We start from the raw sequence: 22,218 nt of genomic DNA on the forward strand, positions 1-22,218 counted from the left end.
AGGCGGGCGCCGCAGGTAAAATTTTACGAGTTCGCTGCGGGTGGATCGCTCAGCATGCCGCGGCGCCAAGAATCTCACGAATTTCCCGTGGCCTGTTCGTTGTCACCTGTGTGGCCCCGGCCGCCAGGGCACCCTCCAGGTCCCCGGCGGTGTCCACCGTCCAAACACGCAGCATCCTGCCCGCGGCAATCCACTTCGCCGCGTTGCCCGGGTTGGCGCGCAGGTAGCCTACCCCGGGTCCGACGAGGTGGGCGACGCCGTCGTCCAGCAACCGCTCGCCCTCGGCCATGGTCCGCTGCAGCAACTGGCACAGATGCTCGGCGGGAACGCGTCCGGCCAAATACTTCACGGCGCCGGGGTGGAAGCTCATGAAGGAAACGAGCACCTTGCCCGCGGTGGAGTGCTCCGGCGACCAGCCGCGGCCGCGCAGGGTTTCAAGGGTGGCGTCAACCAGTTGGGGGTCGAAGGCCGCGCCGTACTTGAACTCAATGGCGAGTCCAACGGGCCTGCCGGCCCCGCCAAGGATCTCGAGCAGCTCGGGCAGTGTCAGCAGCTGCTGCGCGGGGGTGCCGGACCCGGGCGGGATCGGCACGCCCTTCCAGGAACTGAAATCCAGCTCCCGCAGCTGTGCAAGCGTCAGCTCCGCGACGTGACCGGTGCCATTGGAGGTGCGATCCACCGTGTCGTCATGGAGCAGGACGAGCCCGCCGTCGGCCGTGAGGTGGAGGTCGCACTCAACGCCGTCGGCGCCGTCGGCCAGGGCCTGCACATAGGCCGCTCGGGTGTGCTCGGCGAAGGCTGCGCTGGAGCCGCGGTGGGCGTAGATCTGAACGGTCATGGCACCACGCTACGCTTACTTCATGGCACACCCGCAGCAGGCTTCTTCACAGACCGGCACCCTTCCCGCCCCGACCCCGCACCCGGACATTGCCAAGGCGGCTGCGCTGCAGCGCATGAAGAACATTGCGCTCGCCCTGCTGATTTTCATGGCTGTCGTGTTCTGCATCGCCTTCGCTTTCCAGGAGCGCCACCCGTGGCTGGGCTATGTGCGGGCCGCCGCCGAGGGTGGCATGGTGGGCGCGCTGGCCGACTGGTTCGCCGTCACCGCCTTGTTCAAGTACCCCATGGGCATCAAGATCCCGCACACCGCCATCATCCCGAACCGCAAGGACGAGATCGGTGCCTCCCTTGGCGAGTTTGTGGAGACGAACTTCCTCTCCGAAACCGTCGTGGCCGACAAGCTGGCCTCCGCACAGATCGCGCAGAAGCTGGGCGGGTGGCTGGCCAAGCCTGCCAGCGCCCAGCGCGTTGCGACCGAGGGTGCGGCAGCCATCCGCGGCGCAATGGCGGTTTTGAAGGACGACGACGTCCGTGACGTCATCGAGGCCATGGTGCGCAAGCATGTGGTTGACCCGCCGTGGGGCCCGCCCATGGGCAAGCTGGCTGAACGCATCGTCGCCGACGGGCACCACCACCCGCTCGTGGACCTGCTCGTTGACCGTTCGGCCGACTGGGTCAGGGCCAACCACTCCACCATCAGTGGGCTTGTTTCGGACCGCTCCCCCAGCTGGGTCCCCCAATTTGTGGACGGCATGGTGGGCGACAAGATCTACGTCGAGTTCTACAAGTTCGTCCGTGCCGTGCAGTCCGACCCGAACCACAAGGTGCGCCTGCAGCTGGACGCGTACCTGAAGGACCTGGCGCAGGACCTCCAGTACGACCCCGCCATGATTGCCAGGGCCGAGTCCATCAAGGAACAGGTGCTGGGCGATCCGGAGGTCCGCGCCGTGGCCGGCAAGGCCTGGGACACCATTAAGGAAGCCATCACCGGCGCCGTCGAGGACCCCAACTCCGAACTCCGCCTGAAATTCACTGCCGCAGTGCAAGACTTTGGCACACGCCTGGTCGAGGATGCCGAGCTGGCGGAGAAGACCAACGCCTGGATTGCCGACGCCGCCTCCTACCTGGTGCGCACGTACAAGCACGAGATCACCTCGATCATCACCGACACCGTGGAGCGTTGGGACTCCGAGGAGACAAGCGAGAAGATCGAGCTTCAGGTGGGCAAGGACCTGCAGTTCATCCGCATCAACGGCACGGTGGTCGGCTCGCTGGCAGGGGTGGCGATCTTCACCATCGCTACGCTGGTGTTCCACTAGCGACGTTCACCCGGTACCCCCGCGGCCCCCTCGCAGGGCAGCGGGGGTCAGCAGCTACGGCGTGATGGACCTGGGGGTCTTGGTTTTCTTCACCTTGGGTGCGTCAAGCTCCGCCATCAGCTCGGCCGGGATCGCAAGCGGTGCCGGGCCGAACGCGCGCTGGGCCGAGGCGATCACGGCCTTGCCCATCATGTAGTTACCCACACCTCCCACTGCCGCCCCGATGCCGAACGGCAGGGCCTTGCCAATGACGGACGCCCCGCCCTTGACGGCGACCTTTCTCAGAAACTTCCTTTGCATGGCGCCAGCGACAGCCCGGACTGCGGAGCTGGGCAGGCTCTTGTTCACTGTCTTGCCCCAAGCCTGCAGGGGCGTCTTGCCGTTGCCTAGGGCGTGCCCCGTCAGCCCCTGGAGCATGGCGGTGCCTTCCTCGCCGAGGATGACGGCCATGACGGTGACCTGAGCCAGTTCGGGGTCGGCCAGGCGGATGCCGTGCAGTTCGGCCACCGACTGCGCGTACAGGGCCGTCGCCTCGAGGAACACCACGGTGGCGGCGGCAGAAATGGAGAGCGCGGCGACGGTGCCGATGCCGGGGATGATGGCCGTGGCGCCGATCGCGGCGCCGCCGGTGCCGACGCCGGAAAGGAAGTCGCGTTCCAAGCGCTGGCTCAGCTCGAACGCCGTCGCGTTCGGGTGGCGCTTGCGCAGCCGCCGCAGGTTGGCAAGAACAAGCGGGCGCTGCACCTCAACGGCCTTGAGCAGCATGCCGTGCACCGCGGGCTTGGGCTGTCCGCGCTCGTCAAAGGCGGCGGCCGCGGCGAGTCCCACTGCCGGGTTCGGTTTGCCCGCAGACTTTGCAAAACCGGGGGCGGCCCCCATCGCCGCGCGGTGGCCATCGGCCTGGTCAAAATTCTTCCGTGCCATGCGTTCCCCTACCCTGTCGATGACTCAAGGGTAGTCGCCATTCCTGAATGTGCCCCTGACTTTCTCTCAGGGGGAAAACCCGGCTAGGCGTTCTCCCGACCCGGCCCGGCAGGGAGGCTGGCCTGCCGGCGCGCCTATCGATCCGCCGTCGTTCGTGGCACTCAGCCTGCGAGCGCGGCGGCCCTCTCCGTGCCCTTGACGCCAAACAGGCGGTTGCGCAGGGCCAGGAACAGCAGGATCATGCCGGCCGTGATGACGATGTGGCCCACGCCCGCGATGCCCGGGATGGCGCCGGAGACAGTGGTGTCGCCGTTGACCTGCAGGATGCCGTGGACCACCATGGTGGCGACCGTCAGGACCAGGCCAATGTTGTAGGTCCAGAAGAACCAGTTGAACAGCTTCGATTCTGACAACGCGAACTGCTTTTCGAGGATCAGCACGATCAACAAGACAAGGAAGCCAAGCGTCAACAGGTGGGTGTGCACAATTGACAGCTGGGTGGAGCCGGTGAAGTCCTTGCCCCTGGTGTATTCCCGGTAAAACAGGCCCGAGAGCACGCCGATGACCATGTACGCGAACGCCGAATAGAAGAGCTTCTTCACTGTGGATTCCTTTGGTTGTTGGGCTCCTGCAAGCTTGTGGTTCAAGCCTATGAAAACGTACGACGCCGGGCATCAACCGTTTGGTTGAATGCCCGCCTTCTCCGGTGCGGGCGGCCCTACCCTCTGGGCACGAACGATCCCGGATAGCGGGCGTGGACGAACTCGGTGTTGGCAGCCAGCCATTCCGCCGCGAACCGGGTGGCGTCAGGGTTGATGAGAAGGTCAGCGGGGTCGCGCGCCCAGAGGAACGGCATCCTGACGGCCAACGGTTCCATGGCGGCGAGGAGTTCATTGGAGCCGTAGCCGTGCAGCATCAGCAACAGCGGCGTGACGTCGCGCTCGCTCTCCGGCCGGGACCACTCCACGGTTTCCATGAGGCAAGCGTACCCAGCGGGGTCCGCCCGGTCCCTCGAAGCCGGGCGCCAACCCCGGCCACACACCCGCTTTTCTGTGTTTATGTGGGAAATGAATTGACAAACAAAGATAAACGAAGATAAAGTCAACCAAAACACCATCGTGACGCCCGTCACGCACAGCTCGAAGCGGAAGGAACCCCATGTTTGCGGAGGAACGGCACAGGAGAATCGCCGAACTCGTCAGCGCCCAGGGCCGCGTTGGCGTCAACGAGCTGGCCGAACTGTTTTCCATCACCCAAGAAACGGTCCGCCGCGACCTGGCTGCCCTCGAGGAGGCCGGCCAACTGCGCCGGGTCCACGGCGGTGCCGTCGGCATTGACAGGCTCACGCGCTCCGAGCTGAGCCTGGGCGAACGCCAAAGCCAGCGGCTGGATGAGAAGGCACGCATCGCCGCCGCCGCGCTTGCACTCGTGCCGCACAGCCCGTCAGCCTCGATTCTGCTCGACTCCGGCACCACCACTGCCGCCATGGCCGAGCGTCTCGCGAGCTGGGAACCGGCCAACGCCGGCGACGAACTGCTCGTTATCACCAACTCACTTCCCATGGCAGCCTCGCTGAGCACCAACCCCCACCTGCTGCTCGACATCGTGGGAGGACGCGTCAGGGGGCTGACAAGCGCCGTCGTTGGTGCCCGCGCCACCGAACAGCTGGCCGCCCTCCGCCCCGATGTGGCATTCATCGGCGCCAACGGCATCCATGCCGACTTCGGCCTGAGCACCCCCGACCCCGTCGAGGCTGCAACCAAGACGGCCATGGTCCGGGCAGCCAGGCAGGTTGTCGTCCTTGCCGACGCGTCCAAACTCGGCGTCGAAACACTTGTCCGCTTCGCAACACTTGAGGAGATTGACACCTTGGTCACCACCACCGAACCCTCCCCCGAGCTGGCCGCAGCCCTGGCCGCCGCCGGTGTTGAGCTCGTGATCGCATGATCCTCACACTGACCCCCAACCCCAGCCTGGACCGCACCATCGAACTCCTGGCGCCACTTGAACGGGGGGCCGTCCAGCGCGCCACCGCGGCCTCCCAGCACCCCGGCGGCAAGGGCGTGAACATTGTCCGGGCCCTGTCCGCCTCGGCCATCGATGCCCTGGCCCTGCTGCCCGGCGACGCCGATGACGCCGTCGTGCGTGCCCTGGGCGCGGAGAACATCCCACACCTGACCCTTCCCATCGGGGCGCCCCTGCGCAGCAACGTCGCCATCACCGAGCCCGACGGCACCACCACCAAGGTCAACGAGCCCGGGCCGGTGCTTACCCCCGCGCAGCTTGCAGAGCTGCTTGAGCTGACGGTTGAGAAGTCCGACGGCGCAGCCTGGCTCGTGCTCGCCGGCTCGCTGCCGCCCGGCGCACCCGCCGATTATTACGCCCGTGTCATCGACGCCGTGCGTGCCGCGCACGGGACACGGGCGCCGCTGATTGCGGTTGACTCCTCCGGCGCTCCCCTGCTGGAGAGCCTGCGTGCGGCACCTGACCTGCTCAAGCCCAACGGCGAGGAACTTGCCGAGCTGACGGGGATCTCGGATGGGCCCTGCCTTGAGGCCGATCCTGCCCTGGCTGCGAGCGCATCCACGTCCCTTGTCCACAATGGTGTTGGCGCTGTTCTGGCCACCCTCGGTTCCAAGGGCGCCGTCCTTGTCACGGCACACGGCAGCTGGTACGGGCACGGCCCCGCCATTGAAGCGAAAAGCACGGTCGGAGCGGGCGATTCCGCCCTGTCCGGATATCTGTTGGCCACACTCCGCGGGAATTCCCCGCAAGCGTGCCTGCAGCAAGCAGTGGCCCATGGGGCGGCCGCCGCTTCCCTCCCCGGAACCATGGTTCCGTCCCTCGAACAAACCACCCCGGACGCCGTCATCGTGACGGCCCTGGCCTGAAGTCGAAGAGACCTGACATGACAACTCTCATCACCACCGACCTGGTACTTCTTGACGCCAATCTCGGCACGGACACCACATCCGTCATCCGCCACCTGGCAGAGCTCATCGCCAAAACCGGCCGCGCCTCCGGCGTCGAGGGCCTGTTCGCCGATGCGCTGGCCCGCGAACAAAAAACCGCCACCGGCGTTCCCGGCGGCATCGCCATCCCGCACTGCCGCTCCGAGGCAGTCCTTGAGCCGACGCTGGCCATGGCCCGACTGAACCCGGCCGTCGACTTCGGCGCCAAGGACGGCCCCGCCGACATCATCTTCTTCATTGCCGCACCGGCAGGTGCCGACAACGAGCACCTCAAACTGCTCTCCAAGCTGGCCCGCTCACTGATCAAGAAGGACTTCACGGCCGCCCTGCGCGCGGCGGCAACCCCGGCGGAAATCGTAGACCTGGTCTCTGACGCGCTGGCCGAGAAGCCCAAGGCCGCCGCGACCCCCGCGCCGTCACCGGCATCGGCCCGCCAGAAGCACATTGTTGCCGTGACGGCGTGCCCCACCGGCATCGCCCACACCTACATGGCCGCCGATTCACTCATTCTGGCCGCACAGGAGGCAGGTATCGACCTGCAGGTCGAGACGCAGGGCTCCGGGGCCGTCACACCGCTGGACCCGGCAATCATTGCCGCAGCCGATGCCGTGATCTTCGCCGTCGACGTCGACGTGCGCGGCAAGGAACGCTTCGCCGGCAAGCCCGTTATCAACGCACCCGTAAAACGCGGCATTGACGAGCCCGCCAAGATGATCCAGGAAGCCCTGGCCGCGGCGGATGACCCCAACGCCCACAGGGTGCCGCACTTTGGCGCGGAAGAAACCGCCGAGCACAACGCCGAGGCCTCAAGCGAGCACCTCGGCACCAAGATCAAGAAGGTCCTACTCACGGGCGTCAGCTACATGATCCCGTTTGTTGCGGGCGGCGGGCTCCTGATCGCCCTTGGCTTCCTGCTCGGTGGATTCCAGATTCCGGACTTTGCGGGCAAGATCCTGACATCCAACAGCCTGACCAACCTGCCCACCGACTATCCTGCCCAGGCCCTGGGCCCGCTCGGAGCCTACCTGGGCGCCGTGGCGTTCCAGATTGGCAGCCTGTCAATGGCCTTCCTTGTCCCTGCACTGGCGGGATACATTGCGTTTGGCATCGCCGACCGCCCCGGCATCGCACCCGGCTTCACGGCAGGCGCCGTCGCCGTCTTCATGGGCGCCGGATTCCTCGGCGGCCTTGTCGGTGGTCTGCTGGCAGGTCTCGCGGCGTACTGGATCGGCACGTGGCAGGTGCCTCGCTGGCTGCGCGGACTCATGCCTGTTGTGATCATCCCGCTGCTTGGTTCCATCATTGCCTCCGGTGCCATGCTGTTGTTCCTTGGCACCCCCATTGCCGCCCTCACCAACGGACTGAACCACTGGCTGACAGGCATGTCCGGTGCCTCCGCCGTCGTGCTCGGCATCATCTTGGGACTGATGATGTGCTTCGACCTGGGCGGCCCCGTCAACAAGGTGGCCTACGCGTTCGCCGTCGCCGGCCTTGGTGCGGGCAGCATCGCCAACCAGGCCCCGTGGGAAATCATGGCCACGGTCATGGCCGCAGGCATGGTTCCCCCGCTCGCCATGGCACTGGCCACGGTCCTGGACAAGAGGCGCTTCTCCCTCGCCGAGCGTGAAAACGGCAAGGCCGCCTGGCTGCTGGGGGCCTCCTTCATATCCGAAGGCGCCATCCCGTTCGCCGCGGCCGACCCCCTGCGCGTCATCCCCGCCACCATGCTCGGCGGCGCCGTGACGGGAGCCATGACCATGGCCTTCCACGTCACCTCCCAGGCCCCGCACGGCGGCATCTTCGTCTTCTTCGCCATCGGCAACGTGGGCATGTTCGTGCTCTCCATCCTTGCCGGCACCGCTGTCGCCGCATTTACGGTTGTCGCGCTGAAACGCTGGGCCGTTCGCAAGCCCGTTGATACCCTTGCAGCAGCGCAGCCTGCAGGCGTAGCCGTCAGGTACTGAAAATGACCTTCGAAGGAGCACCCATGCAAAGTTTTGTCGGAGTCGGCGTCTTCCGCGGCCGCGTCATTGGCCCGGCAAGGCACATGCCCCCTGCCTTGGCAGAGCCACCCATGGGTGAAAAATTGGAAAGTTCGACGGCGCCCGAGACTGCCGCTGCCAACGTCAAGGCCGCGGGTGCCGCCGTCAAGACACAGCTGTTGGAACGGGCCGGCCGCGCCGACGGCACAGGCAAGGAGGTGCTTGAGGCGACGGCGCTTATGGCCACCGACCCCATGCTGATCAAGGCTGCCATCAAGCTGATCAACGCCGGCACATCGGCAGAACGTGCCGTATGGGAGGCCGGGGAGAGCGTTGCGCAGATGCTCCTGAACCTTGGCGGCTACATGGCGGAGCGCACGCACGACGTCCACGACGTGAAGTCACGGATCGTGGCCGAGCTGCGCGGGGTTGCCGCCCCCGAAATTCCCGACTCCGCCGAACCCTTCATCCTGATTGCCGAGGACCTCGCCCCGGCCGACACCGCAACCCTTGACCCCACAAAGGTCATCGCACTTGTCACCGCGGGCGGTGGACCGCAGTCACACACGGCCATCATTGCCCGCAGCCTGGGCCTGCCGGCCGTTGTGGCGGCGGCAGGCGTCCACGACATTTCCGACGGCGCACTGGTCTACGTCGACGGGTCGGCCGGCGTCGTCAGCACCGAACCCGGGGACGCGGAAGCGGCGGCGGTGGCGATCTGGCAGGAAAAGGCATCGCTGCTGAACGTCTTCGACGGCAACGGACAGCTCGCAGACGGCACCTTGATACCCCTGCTCGCCAACGTCGGAGGCGCCAAGGACGCACAGGAGGCAGCCGCAGCCAATGCCCAGGGCGTGGGCCTGCTGCGCACCGAATTCTGTTTCCTTGGCAACAGCACCGAGCCAAGCCATGGCGACCAGGTCGCCGCCTACAAGGGCGTCTTTGACGCGTTCCCGGGCCGAAAGGTTGTTGTGCGGACCCTGGATGCCGGGGCTGACAAGCCGCTGCCCTTCCTGACCGACAGCACCGAGCCGAACCCCGCACTTGGTGTGCGCGGCTACCGAACAGACATCTCAACTCCGGGTGTGCTTACACGCCAGCTCGCCGCCATCGCGGATGCGGCGTCGCAAGCCGAAGCCGATGTCTGGGTCATGGCCCCCATGATTTCAACACCCGCCGAGGCTGCCGACTTTGCCGCCATGTGCACGGGCGCAGGACTGAAAACCCCCGGCGTCATGGTCGAGGTCCCCTCGGCTGCCCTCACCGCACGGCACGTGCTTGACCATGTGGAATTTGCCAGCCTCGGCACCAACGACCTCACGCAGTACGCCATGGCCGCCGACAGGCAGCTTGGCCCGCTGGCGGCGCTCAACGATCCCTGGCAGCCTGCAGTCCTTGCCCTGATCCAGGCAACTGTTGAGGGCTCCATCTCCCAGGCGAAGCATTCGGCTTCGCTTGAGGATGCGCGGCCCAAGCCTGTGGGCGTGTGCGGCGAGTCGGCGGCTGACCCGGCCCTCGCCGTCGTGCTTGCAGGGTTGGGGGTTTCCACATTATCGATGACACCGCGGGCATTGCCTGCTGTCGCGGCCGTCCTGCGCACTGTCACCCTTGCCCAGGCGCGCCAGCTGGCCTACCGAGCGGGGGCCGCGGCCTCCGCAGCCGAGGCGCGCGCGCTGGTTCGCGACGGGCTGCCCGCCCTGGCTGAGCTTGGCCTCTGACTTCATTTGCGCCGGCCCGGCACCGCAACCAACAACCCGAAGGACCACCCATGATTGAAAAGACAGCCACCATTGCCAGTCGCGTGGGCCTGCACGCACGGCCTGCCTCGATCTTCGCCGATGCCGCCGGGGATCTCGATGCCGAGGTGACCATTGCGCGCCTCGGCGAGCCCGTCGAGGAAGCTGTCGGCGCCGACAGCATGCTCGCCCTGATGAGCCTCGGCATCGAGCACGGCGAAGTTGTTGTGCTGCGCACCGACGACGACTCCGTTGCCGACGCCCTGGACGCCTTGGTCCTGATCCTGGAAACCGACCACGACGCCTAACCGTATTTTTATAACTGGCCCGCAATAGCGGTTGAAAAAACGCGATTTAGAGGCGTTTATCGACCACTAGTGCGGGTCATTTTTTGGTGTGGAGACACTTTTTTCGAGCCCCGGCAGGCACCTCTCCGAGGCCGTGAAATGAGGCGTCTGGTAAAATTGATCCCCTGCCCGTAGCGAAGCAGCAGAACGTCGCAAGCAAATGAACTCCTTAAGGGGACAAACAAATGCCCAAAGACAGAAGCATGACTCAACCGGAACCAGGTGTTAAGGACACCGCAGATCGATTACAGACTCGAGCGAAAAAGGCTCGCCTTCCCACACTTAAAAAACGCAGGCTGGCCGTTGGCGACGTCAATGTTGTTGACCAGCCGATGCTCAGAAAAGCCCTTAGCGGCACAGTAGTCGGCAACACCATGGAATGGTACGACGTCGGCGTCTTCGGTTATCTAATCGGCACCATGGGCCCGGTCTTCCTCCCTGATGCCGACAGGGATGTCCAGACGCTTTTCCTCCTGGGAACCTTCGCGGCGACCTTCCTGGCCCGCCCCCTCGGCGGCGTGGTCTTTGGCTGGCTCGGTGACAAGGTAGGACGCCAGAAGGTGCTCGCCACCACCCTGATCGTCATGGCGGCGTCCACGTTCGCCGTCGGGCTGCTGCCCGGATATGCCCAGATCGGCATATGGGCTGCCGTGCTGCTTGTCGTGGTGAAACTCATCCAAGGCTTTTCCACCGGCGGCGAGTACGCCGGTGCCACCACGTTCGTCAGCGAATACGCCCCGGACAAGCGCCGCGGCTACTTCGCGAGCATCTTGGACCTGGGCAGCTACATGGGCTTCGCTATTGGTGCCGCCCTGGTCTCGGTCATGCAGCTAACGCTGGGCCAGGACGCCATGGAACAGTGGGGCTGGCGCATTCCCTTCCTGATTGCCGGACCACTGGGCCTAATTGCCGTGTACTTCCGGATGAAAATTGAGGAGTCGCCCCAATTCCAGGCAACCCTGGACGCCAACGAAGCGAATTCCAAGTCCGCCGCAGCAGAGGACGAAGATGCATCTGGCGGTCCCGTCCGGCTCGTGAAGGTGTACTGGCGCCAGATTGTGCTTGCCATGGTGCTGGTGGCAGCCGCCAATACGGTTGGCTACGCCCTGACCTCGTACATGCCCACGTACCTGACCGAATCAAAGGGCTACGACCCTGTGCACGGGACCTTGCTGACCATCCCCATCCTCGTTGCCATGGCCGTGTGCATCCCGCTGACCGGCCGCCTCTCGGACAAGGTTGGACGCCGCCCGGTGCTCTGGGTTGGCGCGTTGGGAACTGTGGTGCTGGCAGTACCGGCGTTCCTGCTCATCGGTCTGGGCCCTGTGTGGTCCACGCTGCTGGGCCTGGCCCTGATTGCCTTCCCCGTGACGTTCTACGTGTCGAACCTGGCTTCCTCACTGCCGGCCCTGTTTCCGACGTCGAGCCGTTACGGCGGGATGGGCATTTCCTACAACTTTGCCGTGGCGATCTTTGGCGGCACCGCACCCTTCATCATGAAGGGCCTGATCACCCTGACCGGCAATGACATGATGCCTGCGTTCTACCTGATGTTCACCTCGGCCATCGGCGCCGGGGCCATCTATTTCCTGCGGGAATCAGCCCAGAAGCCGCTGCCGGGATCCATGCCCAGCGTGGCTACGGTGGAGGAAGCCGAGGAACTCGTGGCCACGCAGGATGAAAACCCGCTGCTGGACATGGACTACCTGCCCTTTGACGACTCTTACGAGGCGCCCACACCAGGCACGGGCATTCCCGTCACGGTGGGCCGTCCCACCGTTGGCACCTGATTCATCGGGACGGCCGCCGTGGGACTTAGCGGCCACGGTTGCCTGCGGACGCCGCAAGCCCGTCAGGCACGAAGCGGGTCAGTGCCATGAGTGTTGCGTAGCGCCTGGACGGAATCGACACGGCTTTGCCTGCTGCGTTATCGGCCAGGCCTTCGCGCACCACCCTGTCCGCGTGGAGCCACATCCAGGGCCGGACCCCGCCCATGTTGGCACCCATGCGCGCATGGAATTCCGTGTGCACGAACCCGGGGCACACGGCAGTCACCTTGACCCCCCTGGGGCCGTACCGCAGGTTGGCGAAGCGGCTGAAGCTTGTCAGCCATGACTTGGCCGCGCCGTAGCTCCCCCGGGGGATGAACGCCGACACGCTTGAAACGTTGACAATCCGCCCCTGGCCGCGTTCGAGCATCCCCGGCAGCACCGCATGCATGAGTTCCATGGGCGTGCGGGCCAGGATGCGCAAGTGCCTCGCCTCTTCCTCAACCGTGTTCTGCTCAAAGTGCTTCACGAGGCTGAAGCCTGCATTGTTGACCAACACCGAGACCGGCCGTGCAGGATCCGCCAGCCGGGCACTGACGGAGGCAACGCCGTCGTCAGTGACCAGGTCGGCGGGCAGAATCTCAACGTGCACGCCACATTCGCTCCGCAGCCGCACGGCCTTGGCCTCCAGCCGGGCTGCGTCCCGTGCCACCAGGACGAGATCGTGCTGGGAACGGCCCAATTGTTGGGCGAATTCGGCGCCGAGGCCGGAGGTTGCTCCCGTAACAAGCGCGGTGGGGCGCGCCACCTACGCCACCCCGGGGAAGTCCGTGTACTGCATGTACGGCTCCGGATGCTTCTCAAGGAAACGCACCACATAGTTGCAGTGCGGGATGATGCGCTTTCCCGACGCCACGACGTCATCGAGGGCGTAGCGTGCGAGCACCTTGGCATGTCCGCGGCCCTCAAAGCCGGGCTCCGCAACGGTTTCGATCAGGTCGATGTGCCCGGGCCGGTCCCTGAACGTGATGACAACAGCCAATTCGTCCGCGACGAAAAGCTCATACCGGTGTCTGGAATCATTGCGGGTCATCCGCACATTGGCGTCAAAGGGGTCGGAATCAGGGGCTTCGTTCACACTCATGAACCGAGCTTGGCACACGGGGCAGGCGCTGGCAACAGTGCTCAGGCTATGCATTTGCGCCCGCTCCCCGTGGGAGGCGTGCCGTGCCGGGAGACGCACGATCAGGTGCCTTAGGAGGCTGCGCCACCCTGCCACAGGGCCGTGAACGGGGCGCCGGAGGTCACCCGGTTTTTGATGCCCTCGGTGACGAAGGCCTTGGCCGTGCGTGCCGCCTCCAACGGGGTGGCGCCCTTGGCCAGTTCGGCCGCCACGGCGGCGGCCAGCGAGCAGCCAGCTCCGGACACGGCGACCTCGCCGACCTTCGGTGCGGAGAGGACCTCAAGGGTTTCACCGTCAAAGAAAACGTCGACGGCGTCGGAGCCTTCAAGCCGTACGCCGCCCTTGGCGAGGACTGCCGCTCCGCTGATCTGGTGAATCTTGCGGGCCGCAGCCTTGAGGTCCTCGAGGTTGTTGATTTTCAGTCCGGAGAGCGACTCCGCCTCAAAGTGGTTCGGCGTGACAAAGGTGGCCAGCGGCAGGATCTGGGCCTTGAGCGCCTGATCGGTGTCCAGCGCGTGGCCGGGCTCCTGTCCCTTGCAGATCAGCACCGGATCAAGCACCACGTTCTTGAAGGACTCGGCCTTGAGCGCGGCTTCGACCGTGCTGATGGTGGCGGGGCTGCCCAGCATGCCAATCTTCACCGTCTCCAGCACGGTGGGTGCGCCCGACGCCGAACCGTAGGCCGCCGTCGTGGCCTCCAACTGGTCGGCAATGACCTGCTGGTCAACCGGGACGAAGCGGTGGTTCCAGTTGTCCTTGGGATCAAAGGACACGATGCAGGTGAGGTTCACAATGCCGAAGACACCAAGTTCCTGGAACGTCTTGAGGTCGGCTTGGGCGCCGGCACCGCCTGTCGCTTCCGATCCGGCGATGGTCAGGGCAAGTGCGGGGGCATGTGTAGTCATGGAACCATCTTGCCACCTCGAACCGGACAGCTTTAAAGTGCGACGCCGGAGGGCCGGGACGGGTGCCGAAAAGTCACCCGGGCGCGTGGCCCTGCCACCGGGTAAAATCACCCTCAGGCAGCTCCGCACCATCCAGCAGGGCGCTGCCGATAAGGAGCGAGACCATGTCAAGCAAAGTTCCCTATTCCCCCTATGCTCGCACCCTGTTGCACACCGGCCGCACCGTGTGGGGCGTCATCCTGACAGCCCTGGCCCTGTATTTTTTCTTCCTCACAGGCACCACGGGTTCGGGGCTCTGGGTGGTCCCGTTTGTCATCTGCGCCGCCATTGGAATCCCCCTGCTGATCAGCGGCATCCGGGCCTGGCGCAAGGCCGTCGCGTTCAACGAGGCCGACTACGCCTTCTCGCTGAGGATCCACGCACAGCTGTCGGCACTGGCCGCCCTGCCCCATGAGGCAGTCTTCGGTTCCGACGCCAGCTGTGTTGACATCCATGGGGCCAGGGTAGTGGAACTCGAACGCCATTTTGACCAGGAAACCTCAGGCGCCATCACGGGAAGCCTCAACCACTCCATGAGCATGTTTGGCGCCTCGGTAAGCCATAGCAGGGGCTACATCTCTGGGGCTACGGAGACATCCGCACGCACGTCCTCCAGCTCTGTCTCCGTCATGCGCGGGATGATCAAGGGCGTCTCCACTGTCCAGCTCGGAATGAGCAGCACCACCCGCTCAAACCTGCTCGGCGACGCACTGTTCTCGGTTCTGGAGTTCACAGGAAACGACGGGCACAGGGACACCATGCGTCTGGTCTCCATGTCGGCCCCGGCGGCCGGTCAATGGATGGGCGATCTCATCCACGGCGTCAGCCAGTCCCTGGGCGGGCCCGCCACCCATGCGGGCAAGGCAGTGGCCGACTGGATCCAGCCCCTGGTGAACAGCTTCGCGCCCCGGGACATTTCCTATGCCACGGACAGGCTCAAGGCCATGGAGCGCGACAAGAAAACAACCCTGCCAACGGCATCGGGGCAACTCGTGGGCCGCAACGCCATGCTGGCCACAAGCATCGAGTTTTCCGGCGGAACCACCACCAGGCTGTTCCCGCACAAATTCCCGGTCATGTTTGGCGCGAGCATCGGACACGCCGGCAGCGACGCGCTGGGCCTGTCCGGCCCGTCGCACCCTGGCGCCATCGAGCGGAGCCAGGCCTGACCCTGGGCCGCAAACATGGCCAGCAAACCAAAAATGCTGCCGCTTGACGGACTCGACATGGTTTGATCCACGTCATTTCCATCAAACGACAGCATTTTCACAAAGTCGGTGGGCCCTATGGGGCTCGAACCCATGACCCACGGATTAAAAGTCCGATGCTCTACCAACTGAGCTAAAGGCCCGACCTAACGGCAACCCCTCCCAGGGAAAAGTTGTCGGAATTTAGACTACCGCACGCCATGCACCAGAACGCAATTGCACCAACGATTGCGCGCGGCGGTTCCCGCCCTGCCCCTGCACCGGCAACCAATGGGCAGCGTTTTCCACACATGCTGGCCAACTATCTCGACCGCGCCGTGTGGCAGGGGTAGTGTCGTGTCATGAATGATCGACCAGCCAGCAATGCCCCCCGGCCGCACAAGCCGGTGCCGTTTGCGCCCGCAGACTTTGAGCCGTATCCAGGTGGCCCCGATCCGGCACGCGTATCCGAGGCGGCACACCTTGCCGCCAGCGCGCTGGTGCACAGCGGCCGGGCCAGCAACGACCCCGAGGTGACCAAGCGCCTGGTTAAGCTTGCCGACAAGCAGGGTCTGGAGTCCATTGCAGAGATCTGGGCGGCAAGCCCGGCCCGATCCCTGCCCGGAGCACTGTGGCGGCTGTATGCCCTGCGCGCGGCCGCCCAGCAGGACCCCGAGGGCATCAGCATCTTCTTCAAGGCCGGCCAACACACGGCACAGGTCGCAAATGTCGTGGCAGGCGTTGCGGAGCCGCCCGGCCCCAAGGAGATCACCGACATGGCCGACGCCATTCTTTCCGGCGCGTTCGACGGCGACTTCGACGTTGCGCTTGAACGCTCGGCCGCGTTTTGCCGGGTTGTCGCACTGGGCCAGGCCACACTGGCTGCCGAACGTGAGGCTGCCCACTTTGAGCATTCGGCGGCCCTGACAAAAAAAGCCCACCAATTGGTGCGCACGGCCGAGGATCTCGAGGGTGCTGCCAAGGCCTGGCGCAAGGGCGAACTTGACTAGTCCACGGGCCCCAGTTGACAGTGGGGCCAAGACGTACAAGACTGAAAGCGGTGTCGAACCGTGGAACCCCCGGGCTCCATTTTATAGCCGCTACGAGCGGCCCAGTGCCGAGAGGCGCTCCCGGTTCGACACCACTTTTATGCCCTGAATCCATAGGATTTCCTTGGTCCGCCAACACGAAGGCCCCCCAGTGAAGCTTCGACTCTTCCCGCAGGAGACTGCCGGACTTCAGGCGCTGGCCAGCATGTCAGAGCGCATCATGGCCGGCACGCAAACACTCGCGGAACTGCTCGGTGCAGGCCGTGCGGATTTCCCCTCCCTCACCGAGTCACTGCGCCGGGAGGAAGCCGCCTCCACGGCCAGCTTCGCCACACTCCTGACGGGCATGCGCACCAGCTTCATCAACCCGCTCCCGCGCGAGGACCTGTACACCCTGGGCCAGTTGCTCAACGGAACAAGTGAAATACTGACAGGTGCAGGGGAAGTCATCGAGCTGTACACCCTGGAGCGCCTTCCCGCCCGGGTCAGTGACCAACTTGAAATTCTCTCGCGGCAGGCGGAACTGACGGCCGCTGCGATGAAGGCCCTGAATGACCTCGACAGCCTTGAGGACTACTGGCTTGAGGTCCTGCGCCTGGCCAAGCGCGCAGACCACACCCACAGGGTGGTCATTGCCGAACTGCTTGATGCCCACAGCCCCACAACCTTCGCAAAATACCGCTCGCTGGCCGACCAGCTCGCGGCCGCCAGCCGCCAGATGCGCGCCGTTGCCACGCAGGTGGGCAGCATCATCGTCAAGGAATCCTGAGCCAGGTGGTTTTCCTGCTCAGTGCCGTCATCGCCACGGCGGCCGTTTTCGCGTTCCTTAACGGTTTTCGCGATGCCTCCTCCGCCGTCGCGCTTTCGGTGCGGACGCGGGCACTGACGCCGTCCATCGCGGTGCTGCTGGCGGCAGTGTTCAACTGCCTCGGGGCACTCTCAAGCGTGGCGTTGACCGCGGCGTTCGCCAACAGGCTGTTCACCGTTCCGCCCGGCAATAATGGGCTGATCCTGCTGCTTGCCGCGCTCATTGGGGCCATCCTGTGGGGCATCTACCTGTGGTGGCGCGGGTATCCGTCGTCGTCCACGCATGCCCTGATCAGCGCCCTGGTGGGCGCATCGCTGGGGTCCGCGCTCATTGGCGAGCCCCCGCTGCAGGGCATCAACACGACCATGGTGACCCTGGTGCTGCTGCCGCTGCTGGTGTCCCCCATTGTGGCGTTTATCCTGGGTTTCGCCGCGGTCTACCCGACGTCCTGGGCCGCACGGAACACAGCCCCCCACCGTGTGAACCGGCGCACCAGGCAGCTCCAGTCGGTTGCAGGCGCGGCTGTTGCCTTTGGCCACGGCCTCCAGGACGGCCAGCGCACGACGGCTGTTGTCCTGTTTGCGCTGGTGGCCGCGGGGACCATCGGTGCCGGGGACATTCCCCTGTGGGTGCCCATCTTCACCGCCGTGCTGCTGGCAGCCGGAACCTTGTTTGGCGGGTGGCGGATCTCCTACACACTGGGCCACCGCCTGGTCCGTATCGACCCCATGCGCGGTTTTGTGGCCCAACTGGTCGGCGCGGGCCTGCTGTTTATTGGCGCCATTGGCCTGCACATGCCGCTGTCCACAACGCACACCGTCACCGCCGCCATCACCGGGGCCGGGGCCAACCAGCGCTTCGCGTCGACCAACGCCCGCGTGCTGCTGCGCATTGCCGGCGCCTGGATCGCCACGCCCGTTGTCTGCCTGGCGCTGGGCGCGGTGTTCTTCCTGGCGCTTTCGCCGCTGGCCTGAGCGCTGCTGGCATCTTTGTGCCCGGATCCACGCCTGCACTCCCCTGCGTTGAGCTGGACTGGAGTTTTGCGCACAACAGTGTTGTGCGCAAAACTCAACCTCCAACTCAACGCAGAACGGATCGCCGGGGGCAGCAGAGGGTGGCTTACACGTTGGCCGCTTCGATGACCTCGGCGTGCAGGCGCAGCAGGGGTGCCGTGCGCTCGGCGGGGCCGCGACCAAAGCCGCATTCGGTGGCAATGCCAAATGACTCAAAACCGGCCAGGGCCGGACGGGCGGCTGCGATGCGCTTGGTTGCGCCTGCAACACCGTCCTCGTGGTGCACAAGGCCCAGGTAAAGAGTTGTTTCGGGGTGCAACTCAAGTGCGCGGAGCGGGGCGAAGTACTCGGCGTCGTCGCGCTCGATCGGCACCGGCAGGTGCAGGAAGTCGATGGGGCGGGTGATCTTCGCGGACAGTGCGTTGGCCACGGCGGTCAGGTTGGCTGCGTCGGCGGGCTCAACGAAGTGCTTCTCGGCGACGTCACCGTAACAAAGGTGGATGCCGAACTGCACGTCGGCCGGTACCGTGTTGGCCATCGCGGCGGCGAGCGCGGTGCACCCTGCGATGATGTCGGCCGGCGCGGCCTCTGCCCCGGCGGCAAGTCCCTCGACGAACCAGGGGAACGGCTTGCGCCCGCCCATGGACACCTGCTCGATGTAGGAGAACTCGGTGGCCAGGTCGATCTGGACCGCCAGGTCTGCGGCCGGGATCCCGGCGACAATTTCGGCGATCTCGCGCTCAAGGGCTGCCTCGTAGGCCGGGTACACGGCAGGCTGGTCTGCGGGAACCACAAATACGGACAGCGGGGCAAGCGGCGTGGGCAGGCAAACCTGGAAACGCGTGCCGGCATCGATGGTGCCTGCATCGCGCAGGGACTTGAAGTCTTCGTAGGCGGCCAGTGCTGCCGAGGCGTAACCCAGGGGGCCAAACGTCAACTCTTCGGCCGGCACGCTGCCGTCAAGGACAGTGGGGCGCACATCGAAGCCTGCGCGCACGATGGGGTCGATGGCCACCCGCGAGAGCCCGTCCACGGCGTCGAACCGCGTTCCCTGGAAAAGCATCCAGTGGAAGCGTTCGCCCACTTCGCCGTCAGGAATGCGTGCAGCGTGGGCGCCGAGGTTCTCGGCAACAACGCGCAGGGTGTCCGCCGCTGTGGGCTGGTTGATGGATCCGACGAGGTGGGCGCCGCTGACGGCAGGAAGGGAAGTCATGTTTTCACCATATCGCTGCCTTCCCGGAGCTGCAGATTCCAGCCCCTAACGGCGCCGTCACAGTGGCCCGCGCCCGGTTATCCGAAGCGGCCGGAGACGTAGTCCTCGGTGGACTTCTGCGAGGGGTTGTTGAAGATGGTTGCCGTCTCGGCAAATTCAATCAGTTTGCCGGGCTTGCCGGTGCCTGCGATGTTGAAGAACGCCGTCTTGTCGGAGACGCGGGCCGCCTGCTGCATGTTGTGTGTGACGATGACCACCGTGTACTCGTCCTTGAGCTCGTTGATGAGGTCCTCAATGGCGAGCGTTGAGATCGGGTCCAGGGCCGAGCATGGCTCGTCCATGAGGATCACGTCCGGGGACACCGCGATGGCGCGTGCAATGCACAGGCGTTGCTGCTGGCCGCCTGAGAGCCCGGAGCCGGGCTTTTCGAGGCGGTCCTTGACCTCGTTCCACAGGTTGGCGCTGCGCAGCGACTTCTCGACGAGCTCGTCGGCGTCAGACTTTGGCATGCGGCGGCTGTTCAGCTTCACACCGGCCAGCACGTTGTCGCGGATGCTCATGGTGGGGAATGGGTTGGGACGCTGGAACACCATGCCAATCTGGCTGCGCACAGTCACCGGGTCGACGCCGTCGCCGTACAGGTTGTCGCCGTCGAGCAGCACCTTGCCCTCGACGCGGGCGCCGGGGATGACCTCGTGCATGCGGTTCAGGGTGCGCAGGAAGGTTGACTTGCCACAGCCCGAGGGGCCGATGAAGGCGGTGACGCTCTTGGCGTCGAGGGTGATGTTGACGTCCTCCACGGCACGAAAATCGCCGTAGTAGACATTCAAATCGCTGACATCAATACGTTTGGACATGGTGTGGTTCCTTCTAAGAAAAGTTAGCGGCCGGTTTTGGGCGCAAAGATGCGGGCCACAAGGCGGGCGCCGAGGTTCAGGAGCATGACGAGGATGATCAGCAGCAGCGCCGCGGCCCAGGCCCGTTGTGTCGACGGGTCCGCGTTGGACGGCGACGTGGGGTTCATGATCTGCGTGTAGATGAACGTCGGCAGGGATGCCATCCAGCCGCCAAACACGTTCATGTTGATGGTCGTTGCGAACCCGGCGGTGACCAGCAGGGGCGCTGTCTCGCCGATGACCCGGGCGATGGCCAGGGTGACACCTGAGGCTATACCTGAGATCGCCGTCGGAATGACAACCTTCAAGATGGTGCGCCACTTGCGGACACCCAGCGCGTAGGCGGCCTCGCGCAGCTCGTTCGGGACAATTTTGAGCATTTCCTCGCTTGAGCGCACCACCACCGGGATCATGAGCACCGAAAGGGCGACGGCGGCCACGAACCCGGTCTTGGCGCCCGGCCCAAGGAGCATGGCGAAGAAGGCGGCGGCAAACAGGCCGGCCACGATCGAGGGGATGCCCGTCATGACGTCGACAAGGAACGTGATGACCTTGGAGAACTTGTTGCCGGCGCTGTATTCCACCAGGTAGATGGCTGTCAGCAGGCCAACCGGCACTGAGATGATGGTCGCCCACAGGGTGATCAGGACCGAGCCAACCAGGGCGTGGTAGACACCGCCAACTACCGGGGTGTGGTTGGTGACTGAGGCGTTGTCAACGGCGCCCGTCACGCCATTCATAGACGTGGTCAGGAAGCCGGGGGTCAACAGGCCGGGAATGCCGTTGACAAGAACGGTCCAGATCACCGACACAAGCGGCAGCAGCGCCACGAGGAAGGCCCCGAGCACGAGCGAGGTGGCCAGCCTGTCGACGGCCTTGCGGCGACCCTCGACGACGGCGGAGCTCACCACATTGCCCGCGGCGAACAGCACCGCGGAGAGCACGGCCCAGCCAAAGACGTTGAAGCCGATGAGGGACATGAGCGCGGCCGCCACCACTATGGCGCTGCCGGCGACAATGTACGGGGTGGAGCGGGGCAGGTGGCCGCGGGTGAGTGCGGAGCGTTTGCGTTCGGTCATGAGCGTGGCCATTAGTTGGCTCCCGAGAATTCTTTGTGGCGGTTGATGATCCAACGGGCCACCATGTTGACGGCGAGCGTGATGACGAACAGGACCAGGCCGGCAGCGATGAGTTCGTGCATGCGCAGGCCAAATGCTTCGGGGAAGTCCAGGGCGATCTCCGCCGCGATTGTCTGGTTTCCGGAGCGGATCAGTGAGCCGATCAACGGTCCGGAGGAGAGGACGAGCGCCACGGCCATGGTTTCACCCAGTGCGCGGCCAAGGCCCAGCATGACGGCGCTGATGATGCCGCCGCGGGCGAAGGGCAGTACTGCCATGCGGATCATTTCCCAACGGGTGGCGCCCAATGCCAGCGCCGCTTCCTGGTGCAGCATGGGGGTCTGGAGGAAAATTTCACGGGTCAGTGAGGCAATGATGGGCAGGACCATGACCGCGAGCACGACTCCCGCTGTCAGGATGGTCTTGCCGGTGCTTGAGGCCGGTCCGCCAAAGATGGGGATCCAGCCGAGGTTGTCGGCCAGCCACTGGTAAGGGACCTTCAGCTGTGAGGCAAGGAAGCTCGCTCCCCAGGCACCGTAGACAACCGAAGGGATTGCGGCGAGCAGGTCCACCACATAGCCCAGCCCGCGGGCCAGTTTGCGCGGCGCATAGTGGGAGATGAACAAGGCCACGGCGACACCGATCGGGGTGGCGATGATCAGGGCGATCGTGGCCGCGATGAGCGTTCCGATGACGATGGGGAAGATGTAGGCGACGAAGCCGTTTCCCCCGGTGATCTCGGCTGCTGGCGCGGCGAAGGTCGGCATGGCCTGAACGATCAGGAACAGGGCAACGGCGAACAGTACGGCCACAATCAGTGCGCCAGCACCCAGGGCCGCGCCGGAGAACACTTTGTCTCCGGCGCGGCCTGATCGGGCCCGGCTGGCGGGCTTTGTGGTGGACAATCTAATACCTTTT

23 protein-coding genes and 1 tRNA gene are annotated in these 22,218 nt (G+C 65.1%); 12 read left to right on the top strand and 12 right to left on the bottom strand.

The genetic code is table 11. The features are described from left to right. Positions 1-49: 49 nt before the first annotated feature. Positions 50-838, bottom strand: coding sequence for a glycerophosphodiester phosphodiesterase (locus AAGW05_RS04445; protein ID WP_411803270.1), 789 nt, complete (start codon positions 836-838; stop codon positions 50-52). Positions 839-953: 115 nt separating this feature from the next. Between AAGW05_RS04445 and AAGW05_RS04450 the strand changes: the two genes are divergently transcribed. Continuing rightward, positions 954-2,159, top strand: a complete 1,206-nt coding sequence (locus AAGW05_RS04450; RefSeq protein ID WP_411803483.1) for a DUF445 domain-containing protein — start codon at positions 954-956, stop codon at positions 2,157-2,159. A gap of 54 nt (positions 2,160-2,213) precedes the next feature. Here AAGW05_RS04450 and AAGW05_RS04455 read toward each other — a convergent pair whose 3' ends face one another. From AAGW05_RS04455 to AAGW05_RS04465, 3 genes are all read right to left on the bottom strand, one after another. Continuing rightward, complete coding sequence (locus AAGW05_RS04455; RefSeq protein ID WP_411803271.1) at positions 2,214-3,083, bottom strand: hypothetical protein; 870 nt, start codon at positions 3,081-3,083, stop codon at positions 2,214-2,216. Positions 3,084-3,244: 161 nt separating this feature from the next. Beyond that, positions 3,245-3,685, bottom strand: coding sequence for a DUF2871 domain-containing protein (locus tag AAGW05_RS04460; protein WP_411803272.1), 441 nt, complete (start codon positions 3,683-3,685; stop codon positions 3,245-3,247). 116 nt (positions 3,686-3,801) lie between these two features. Beyond that, entirely contained in the window at positions 3,802-4,059 is a 258-nt protein-coding gene (locus tag AAGW05_RS04465; protein WP_411803273.1) for a hypothetical protein, read from the bottom strand. Between the two features lie 182 nt (positions 4,060-4,241). On the opposite strand from AAGW05_RS04465, the gene AAGW05_RS04470 reads away from it, so the two are divergent. The 6 genes from AAGW05_RS04470 (at position 4,242) to AAGW05_RS04495 (ending at position 11,910) form a co-directional block, all read left to right on the top strand. Continuing rightward, entirely contained in the window at positions 4,242-5,030 is a 789-nt protein-coding gene (locus AAGW05_RS04470) for a DeoR/GlpR family DNA-binding transcription regulator (protein WP_411803274.1), read from the top strand. After that, the gene (locus tag AAGW05_RS04475; protein ID WP_411803275.1) at positions 5,027-5,974 is read left to right on the top strand and encodes a 1-phosphofructokinase family hexose kinase; all 948 of its coding nucleotides are present in this window, start codon (positions 5,027-5,029) and stop codon (positions 5,972-5,974) included. Before AAGW05_RS04470 ends, AAGW05_RS04475 begins: the two co-directional genes overlap by 4 nt. Positions 5,975-5,991: 17 nt before the next feature. After that, entirely contained in the window at positions 5,992-8,019 is a 2,028-nt protein-coding gene (locus tag AAGW05_RS04480) for a fructose-specific PTS transporter subunit EIIC (RefSeq protein WP_411803276.1), read from the top strand. 23 nt (positions 8,020-8,042) lie between these two features. Further along, complete coding sequence (locus AAGW05_RS04485; RefSeq protein WP_411803277.1) at positions 8,043-9,755, top strand: putative PEP-binding protein; 1,713 nt, start codon at positions 8,043-8,045, stop codon at positions 9,753-9,755. A gap of 50 nt (positions 9,756-9,805) precedes the next feature. Continuing rightward, positions 9,806-10,081 (top strand): HPr family phosphocarrier protein, encoded by a 276-nt coding sequence (locus AAGW05_RS04490; RefSeq protein ID WP_411803278.1) that lies wholly within the window; start codon positions 9,806-9,808, stop codon positions 10,079-10,081. Positions 10,082-10,323: 242 nt separating this feature from the next. Beyond that, positions 10,324-11,910 carry an MFS transporter gene (locus tag AAGW05_RS04495; RefSeq protein WP_411803279.1) on the top strand — a complete coding sequence of 529 codons (1,587 nt, stop codon included), beginning with the start codon at positions 10,324-10,326 and terminating at the stop codon, positions 11,908-11,910. A 25-nt stretch (positions 11,911-11,935) separates the two neighbouring features. Here the strand turns inward: AAGW05_RS04495 and AAGW05_RS04500 are convergent, their stop codons facing one another. From AAGW05_RS04500 to AAGW05_RS04510, 3 genes are all read right to left on the bottom strand, one after another. Then, complete coding sequence (locus AAGW05_RS04500; protein ID WP_411803280.1) at positions 11,936-12,697, bottom strand: SDR family NAD(P)-dependent oxidoreductase; 762 nt, start codon at positions 12,695-12,697, stop codon at positions 11,936-11,938. Then, on the bottom strand, positions 12,698-13,033 hold the full coding sequence (locus AAGW05_RS04505; protein ID WP_411803281.1) for a GNAT family N-acetyltransferase: 336 nt from the start codon (positions 13,031-13,033) through the stop codon (positions 12,698-12,700). A 110-nt stretch (positions 13,034-13,143) separates the two neighbouring features. After that, the gene (locus AAGW05_RS04510; RefSeq protein ID WP_411803282.1) at positions 13,144-13,977 is read right to left on the bottom strand and encodes a hydroxymethylpyrimidine/phosphomethylpyrimidine kinase; all 834 of its coding nucleotides are present in this window, start codon (positions 13,975-13,977) and stop codon (positions 13,144-13,146) included. 164 nt (positions 13,978-14,141) lie between these two features. Between AAGW05_RS04510 and AAGW05_RS04515 the strand changes: the two genes are divergently transcribed. Further along, entirely contained in the window at positions 14,142-15,185 is a 1,044-nt protein-coding gene (locus AAGW05_RS04515; RefSeq protein ID WP_411803283.1) for a hypothetical protein, read from the top strand. Positions 15,186-15,294: 109 nt separating this feature from the next. Here AAGW05_RS04515 and AAGW05_RS04520 read toward each other — a convergent pair. Further along, positions 15,295-15,367, bottom strand: a tRNA-Lys gene (locus AAGW05_RS04520). A 57-nt stretch (positions 15,368-15,424) separates the two neighbouring features. On the opposite strand from AAGW05_RS04520, the gene AAGW05_RS04525 reads away from it, so the two are divergent. The 4 genes from AAGW05_RS04525 to AAGW05_RS04540 all read left to right on the top strand — a co-directional run bounded on the left by AAGW05_RS04525 (position 15,425) and on the right by AAGW05_RS04540 (position 18,034). Next, a complete protein-coding gene (locus AAGW05_RS04525) occupies positions 15,425-15,556 on the top strand; it encodes a hypothetical protein (protein ID WP_411803284.1) in 132 nt (43 codons plus the stop codon). 9 nt (positions 15,557-15,565) lie between these two features. Continuing rightward, positions 15,566-16,213 (top strand): hypothetical protein, encoded by a 648-nt coding sequence (locus tag AAGW05_RS04530; protein WP_411803285.1) that lies wholly within the window; start codon positions 15,566-15,568, stop codon positions 16,211-16,213. Positions 16,214-16,403: 190 nt separating this feature from the next. Further along, complete coding sequence (locus tag AAGW05_RS04535; protein ID WP_411803286.1) at positions 16,404-17,021, top strand: DUF47 domain-containing protein; 618 nt, start codon at positions 16,404-16,406, stop codon at positions 17,019-17,021. 5 nt (positions 17,022-17,026) lie between these two features. Next, complete coding sequence (locus AAGW05_RS04540; RefSeq protein ID WP_411803287.1) at positions 17,027-18,034, top strand: anion permease; 1,008 nt, start codon at positions 17,027-17,029, stop codon at positions 18,032-18,034. A gap of 145 nt (positions 18,035-18,179) precedes the next feature. On the opposite strand, the gene AAGW05_RS04545 is transcribed toward AAGW05_RS04540, so the two are convergent. From AAGW05_RS04545 to pstC, 4 genes are all read right to left on the bottom strand, one after another. Further along, positions 18,180-19,286 (bottom strand): hypothetical protein, encoded by a 1,107-nt coding sequence (locus AAGW05_RS04545; protein ID WP_411803288.1) that lies wholly within the window; start codon positions 19,284-19,286, stop codon positions 18,180-18,182. Between the two features lie 77 nt (positions 19,287-19,363). Then, positions 19,364-20,143, bottom strand: coding sequence for a phosphate ABC transporter ATP-binding protein PstB (gene pstB, locus AAGW05_RS04550; protein ID WP_411803289.1), 780 nt, complete (start codon positions 20,141-20,143; stop codon positions 19,364-19,366). A 23-nt stretch (positions 20,144-20,166) separates the two neighbouring features. Continuing rightward, positions 20,167-21,273, bottom strand: coding sequence for a phosphate ABC transporter permease PstA (gene pstA / locus AAGW05_RS04555; protein WP_411803290.1), 1,107 nt, complete (start codon positions 21,271-21,273; stop codon positions 20,167-20,169). Next, on the bottom strand, positions 21,273-22,205 hold the full coding sequence (gene pstC, locus AAGW05_RS04560; protein ID WP_411803291.1) for a phosphate ABC transporter permease subunit PstC: 933 nt from the start codon (positions 22,203-22,205) through the stop codon (positions 21,273-21,275). The genes pstA and pstC overlap by 1 nt, the downstream gene beginning before the upstream one ends. Positions 22,206-22,218 lie beyond the last annotated feature (13 nt).

It is taken from the genome of Arthrobacter sp. LAPM80 (genome assembly GCF_046736435.1).
Classification (GTDB): domain Bacteria; phylum Actinomycetota; class Actinomycetes; order Actinomycetales; family Micrococcaceae; genus Specibacter.

Coding starts and splice junctions, on each gene's coding strand:
- AAGW05_RS04445 (WP_411803270.1), bottom strand. CDS start 838: ATGACCGTTCAGATCTACGCCCACCGCGGCTCCAGCGCAGCCTTCGCC.
- AAGW05_RS04450 (WP_411803483.1), top strand. CDS start 954: ATGAAGAACATTGCGCTCGCCCTGCTGATTTTCATGGCTGTCGTGTTC.
- AAGW05_RS04455 (WP_411803271.1), bottom strand. CDS start 3,083: ATGGCACGGAAGAATTTTGACCAGGCCGATGGCCACCGCGCGGCGATG.
- AAGW05_RS04465 (WP_411803273.1), bottom strand. CDS start 4,059: ATGGAAACCGTGGAGTGGTCCCGGCCGGAGAGCGAGCGCGACGTCACG.
- AAGW05_RS04470 (WP_411803274.1), top strand. CDS start 4,242: ATGTTTGCGGAGGAACGGCACAGGAGAATCGCCGAACTCGTCAGCGCC.
- AAGW05_RS04475 (WP_411803275.1), top strand. CDS start 5,027: ATGATCCTCACACTGACCCCCAACCCCAGCCTGGACCGCACCATCGAA.
- AAGW05_RS04480 (WP_411803276.1), top strand. CDS start 5,992: ATGACAACTCTCATCACCACCGACCTGGTACTTCTTGACGCCAATCTC.
- AAGW05_RS04485 (WP_411803277.1), top strand. CDS start 8,043: ATGCAAAGTTTTGTCGGAGTCGGCGTCTTCCGCGGCCGCGTCATTGGC.
- AAGW05_RS04490 (WP_411803278.1), top strand. CDS start 9,806: ATGATTGAAAAGACAGCCACCATTGCCAGTCGCGTGGGCCTGCACGCA.
- AAGW05_RS04495 (WP_411803279.1), top strand. CDS start 10,324: ATGACTCAACCGGAACCAGGTGTTAAGGACACCGCAGATCGATTACAG.
- AAGW05_RS04505 (WP_411803281.1), bottom strand. CDS start 13,033: ATGAGTGTGAACGAAGCCCCTGATTCCGACCCCTTTGACGCCAATGTG.
- AAGW05_RS04510 (WP_411803282.1), bottom strand. CDS start 13,977: ATGACTACACATGCCCCCGCACTTGCCCTGACCATCGCCGGATCGGAA.
- AAGW05_RS04515 (WP_411803283.1), top strand. CDS start 14,142: ATGTCAAGCAAAGTTCCCTATTCCCCCTATGCTCGCACCCTGTTGCAC.
- AAGW05_RS04525 (WP_411803284.1), top strand. CDS start 15,425: ATGCACCAGAACGCAATTGCACCAACGATTGCGCGCGGCGGTTCCCGC.
- AAGW05_RS04530 (WP_411803285.1), top strand. CDS start 15,566: ATGAATGATCGACCAGCCAGCAATGCCCCCCGGCCGCACAAGCCGGTG.
- AAGW05_RS04545 (WP_411803288.1), bottom strand. CDS start 19,286: ATGACTTCCCTTCCTGCCGTCAGCGGCGCCCACCTCGTCGGATCCATC.
- pstB (WP_411803289.1), bottom strand. CDS start 20,143: ATGTCCAAACGTATTGATGTCAGCGATTTGAATGTCTACTACGGCGAT.
- pstA (WP_411803290.1), bottom strand. CDS start 21,273: ATGGCCACGCTCATGACCGAACGCAAACGCTCCGCACTCACCCGCGGC.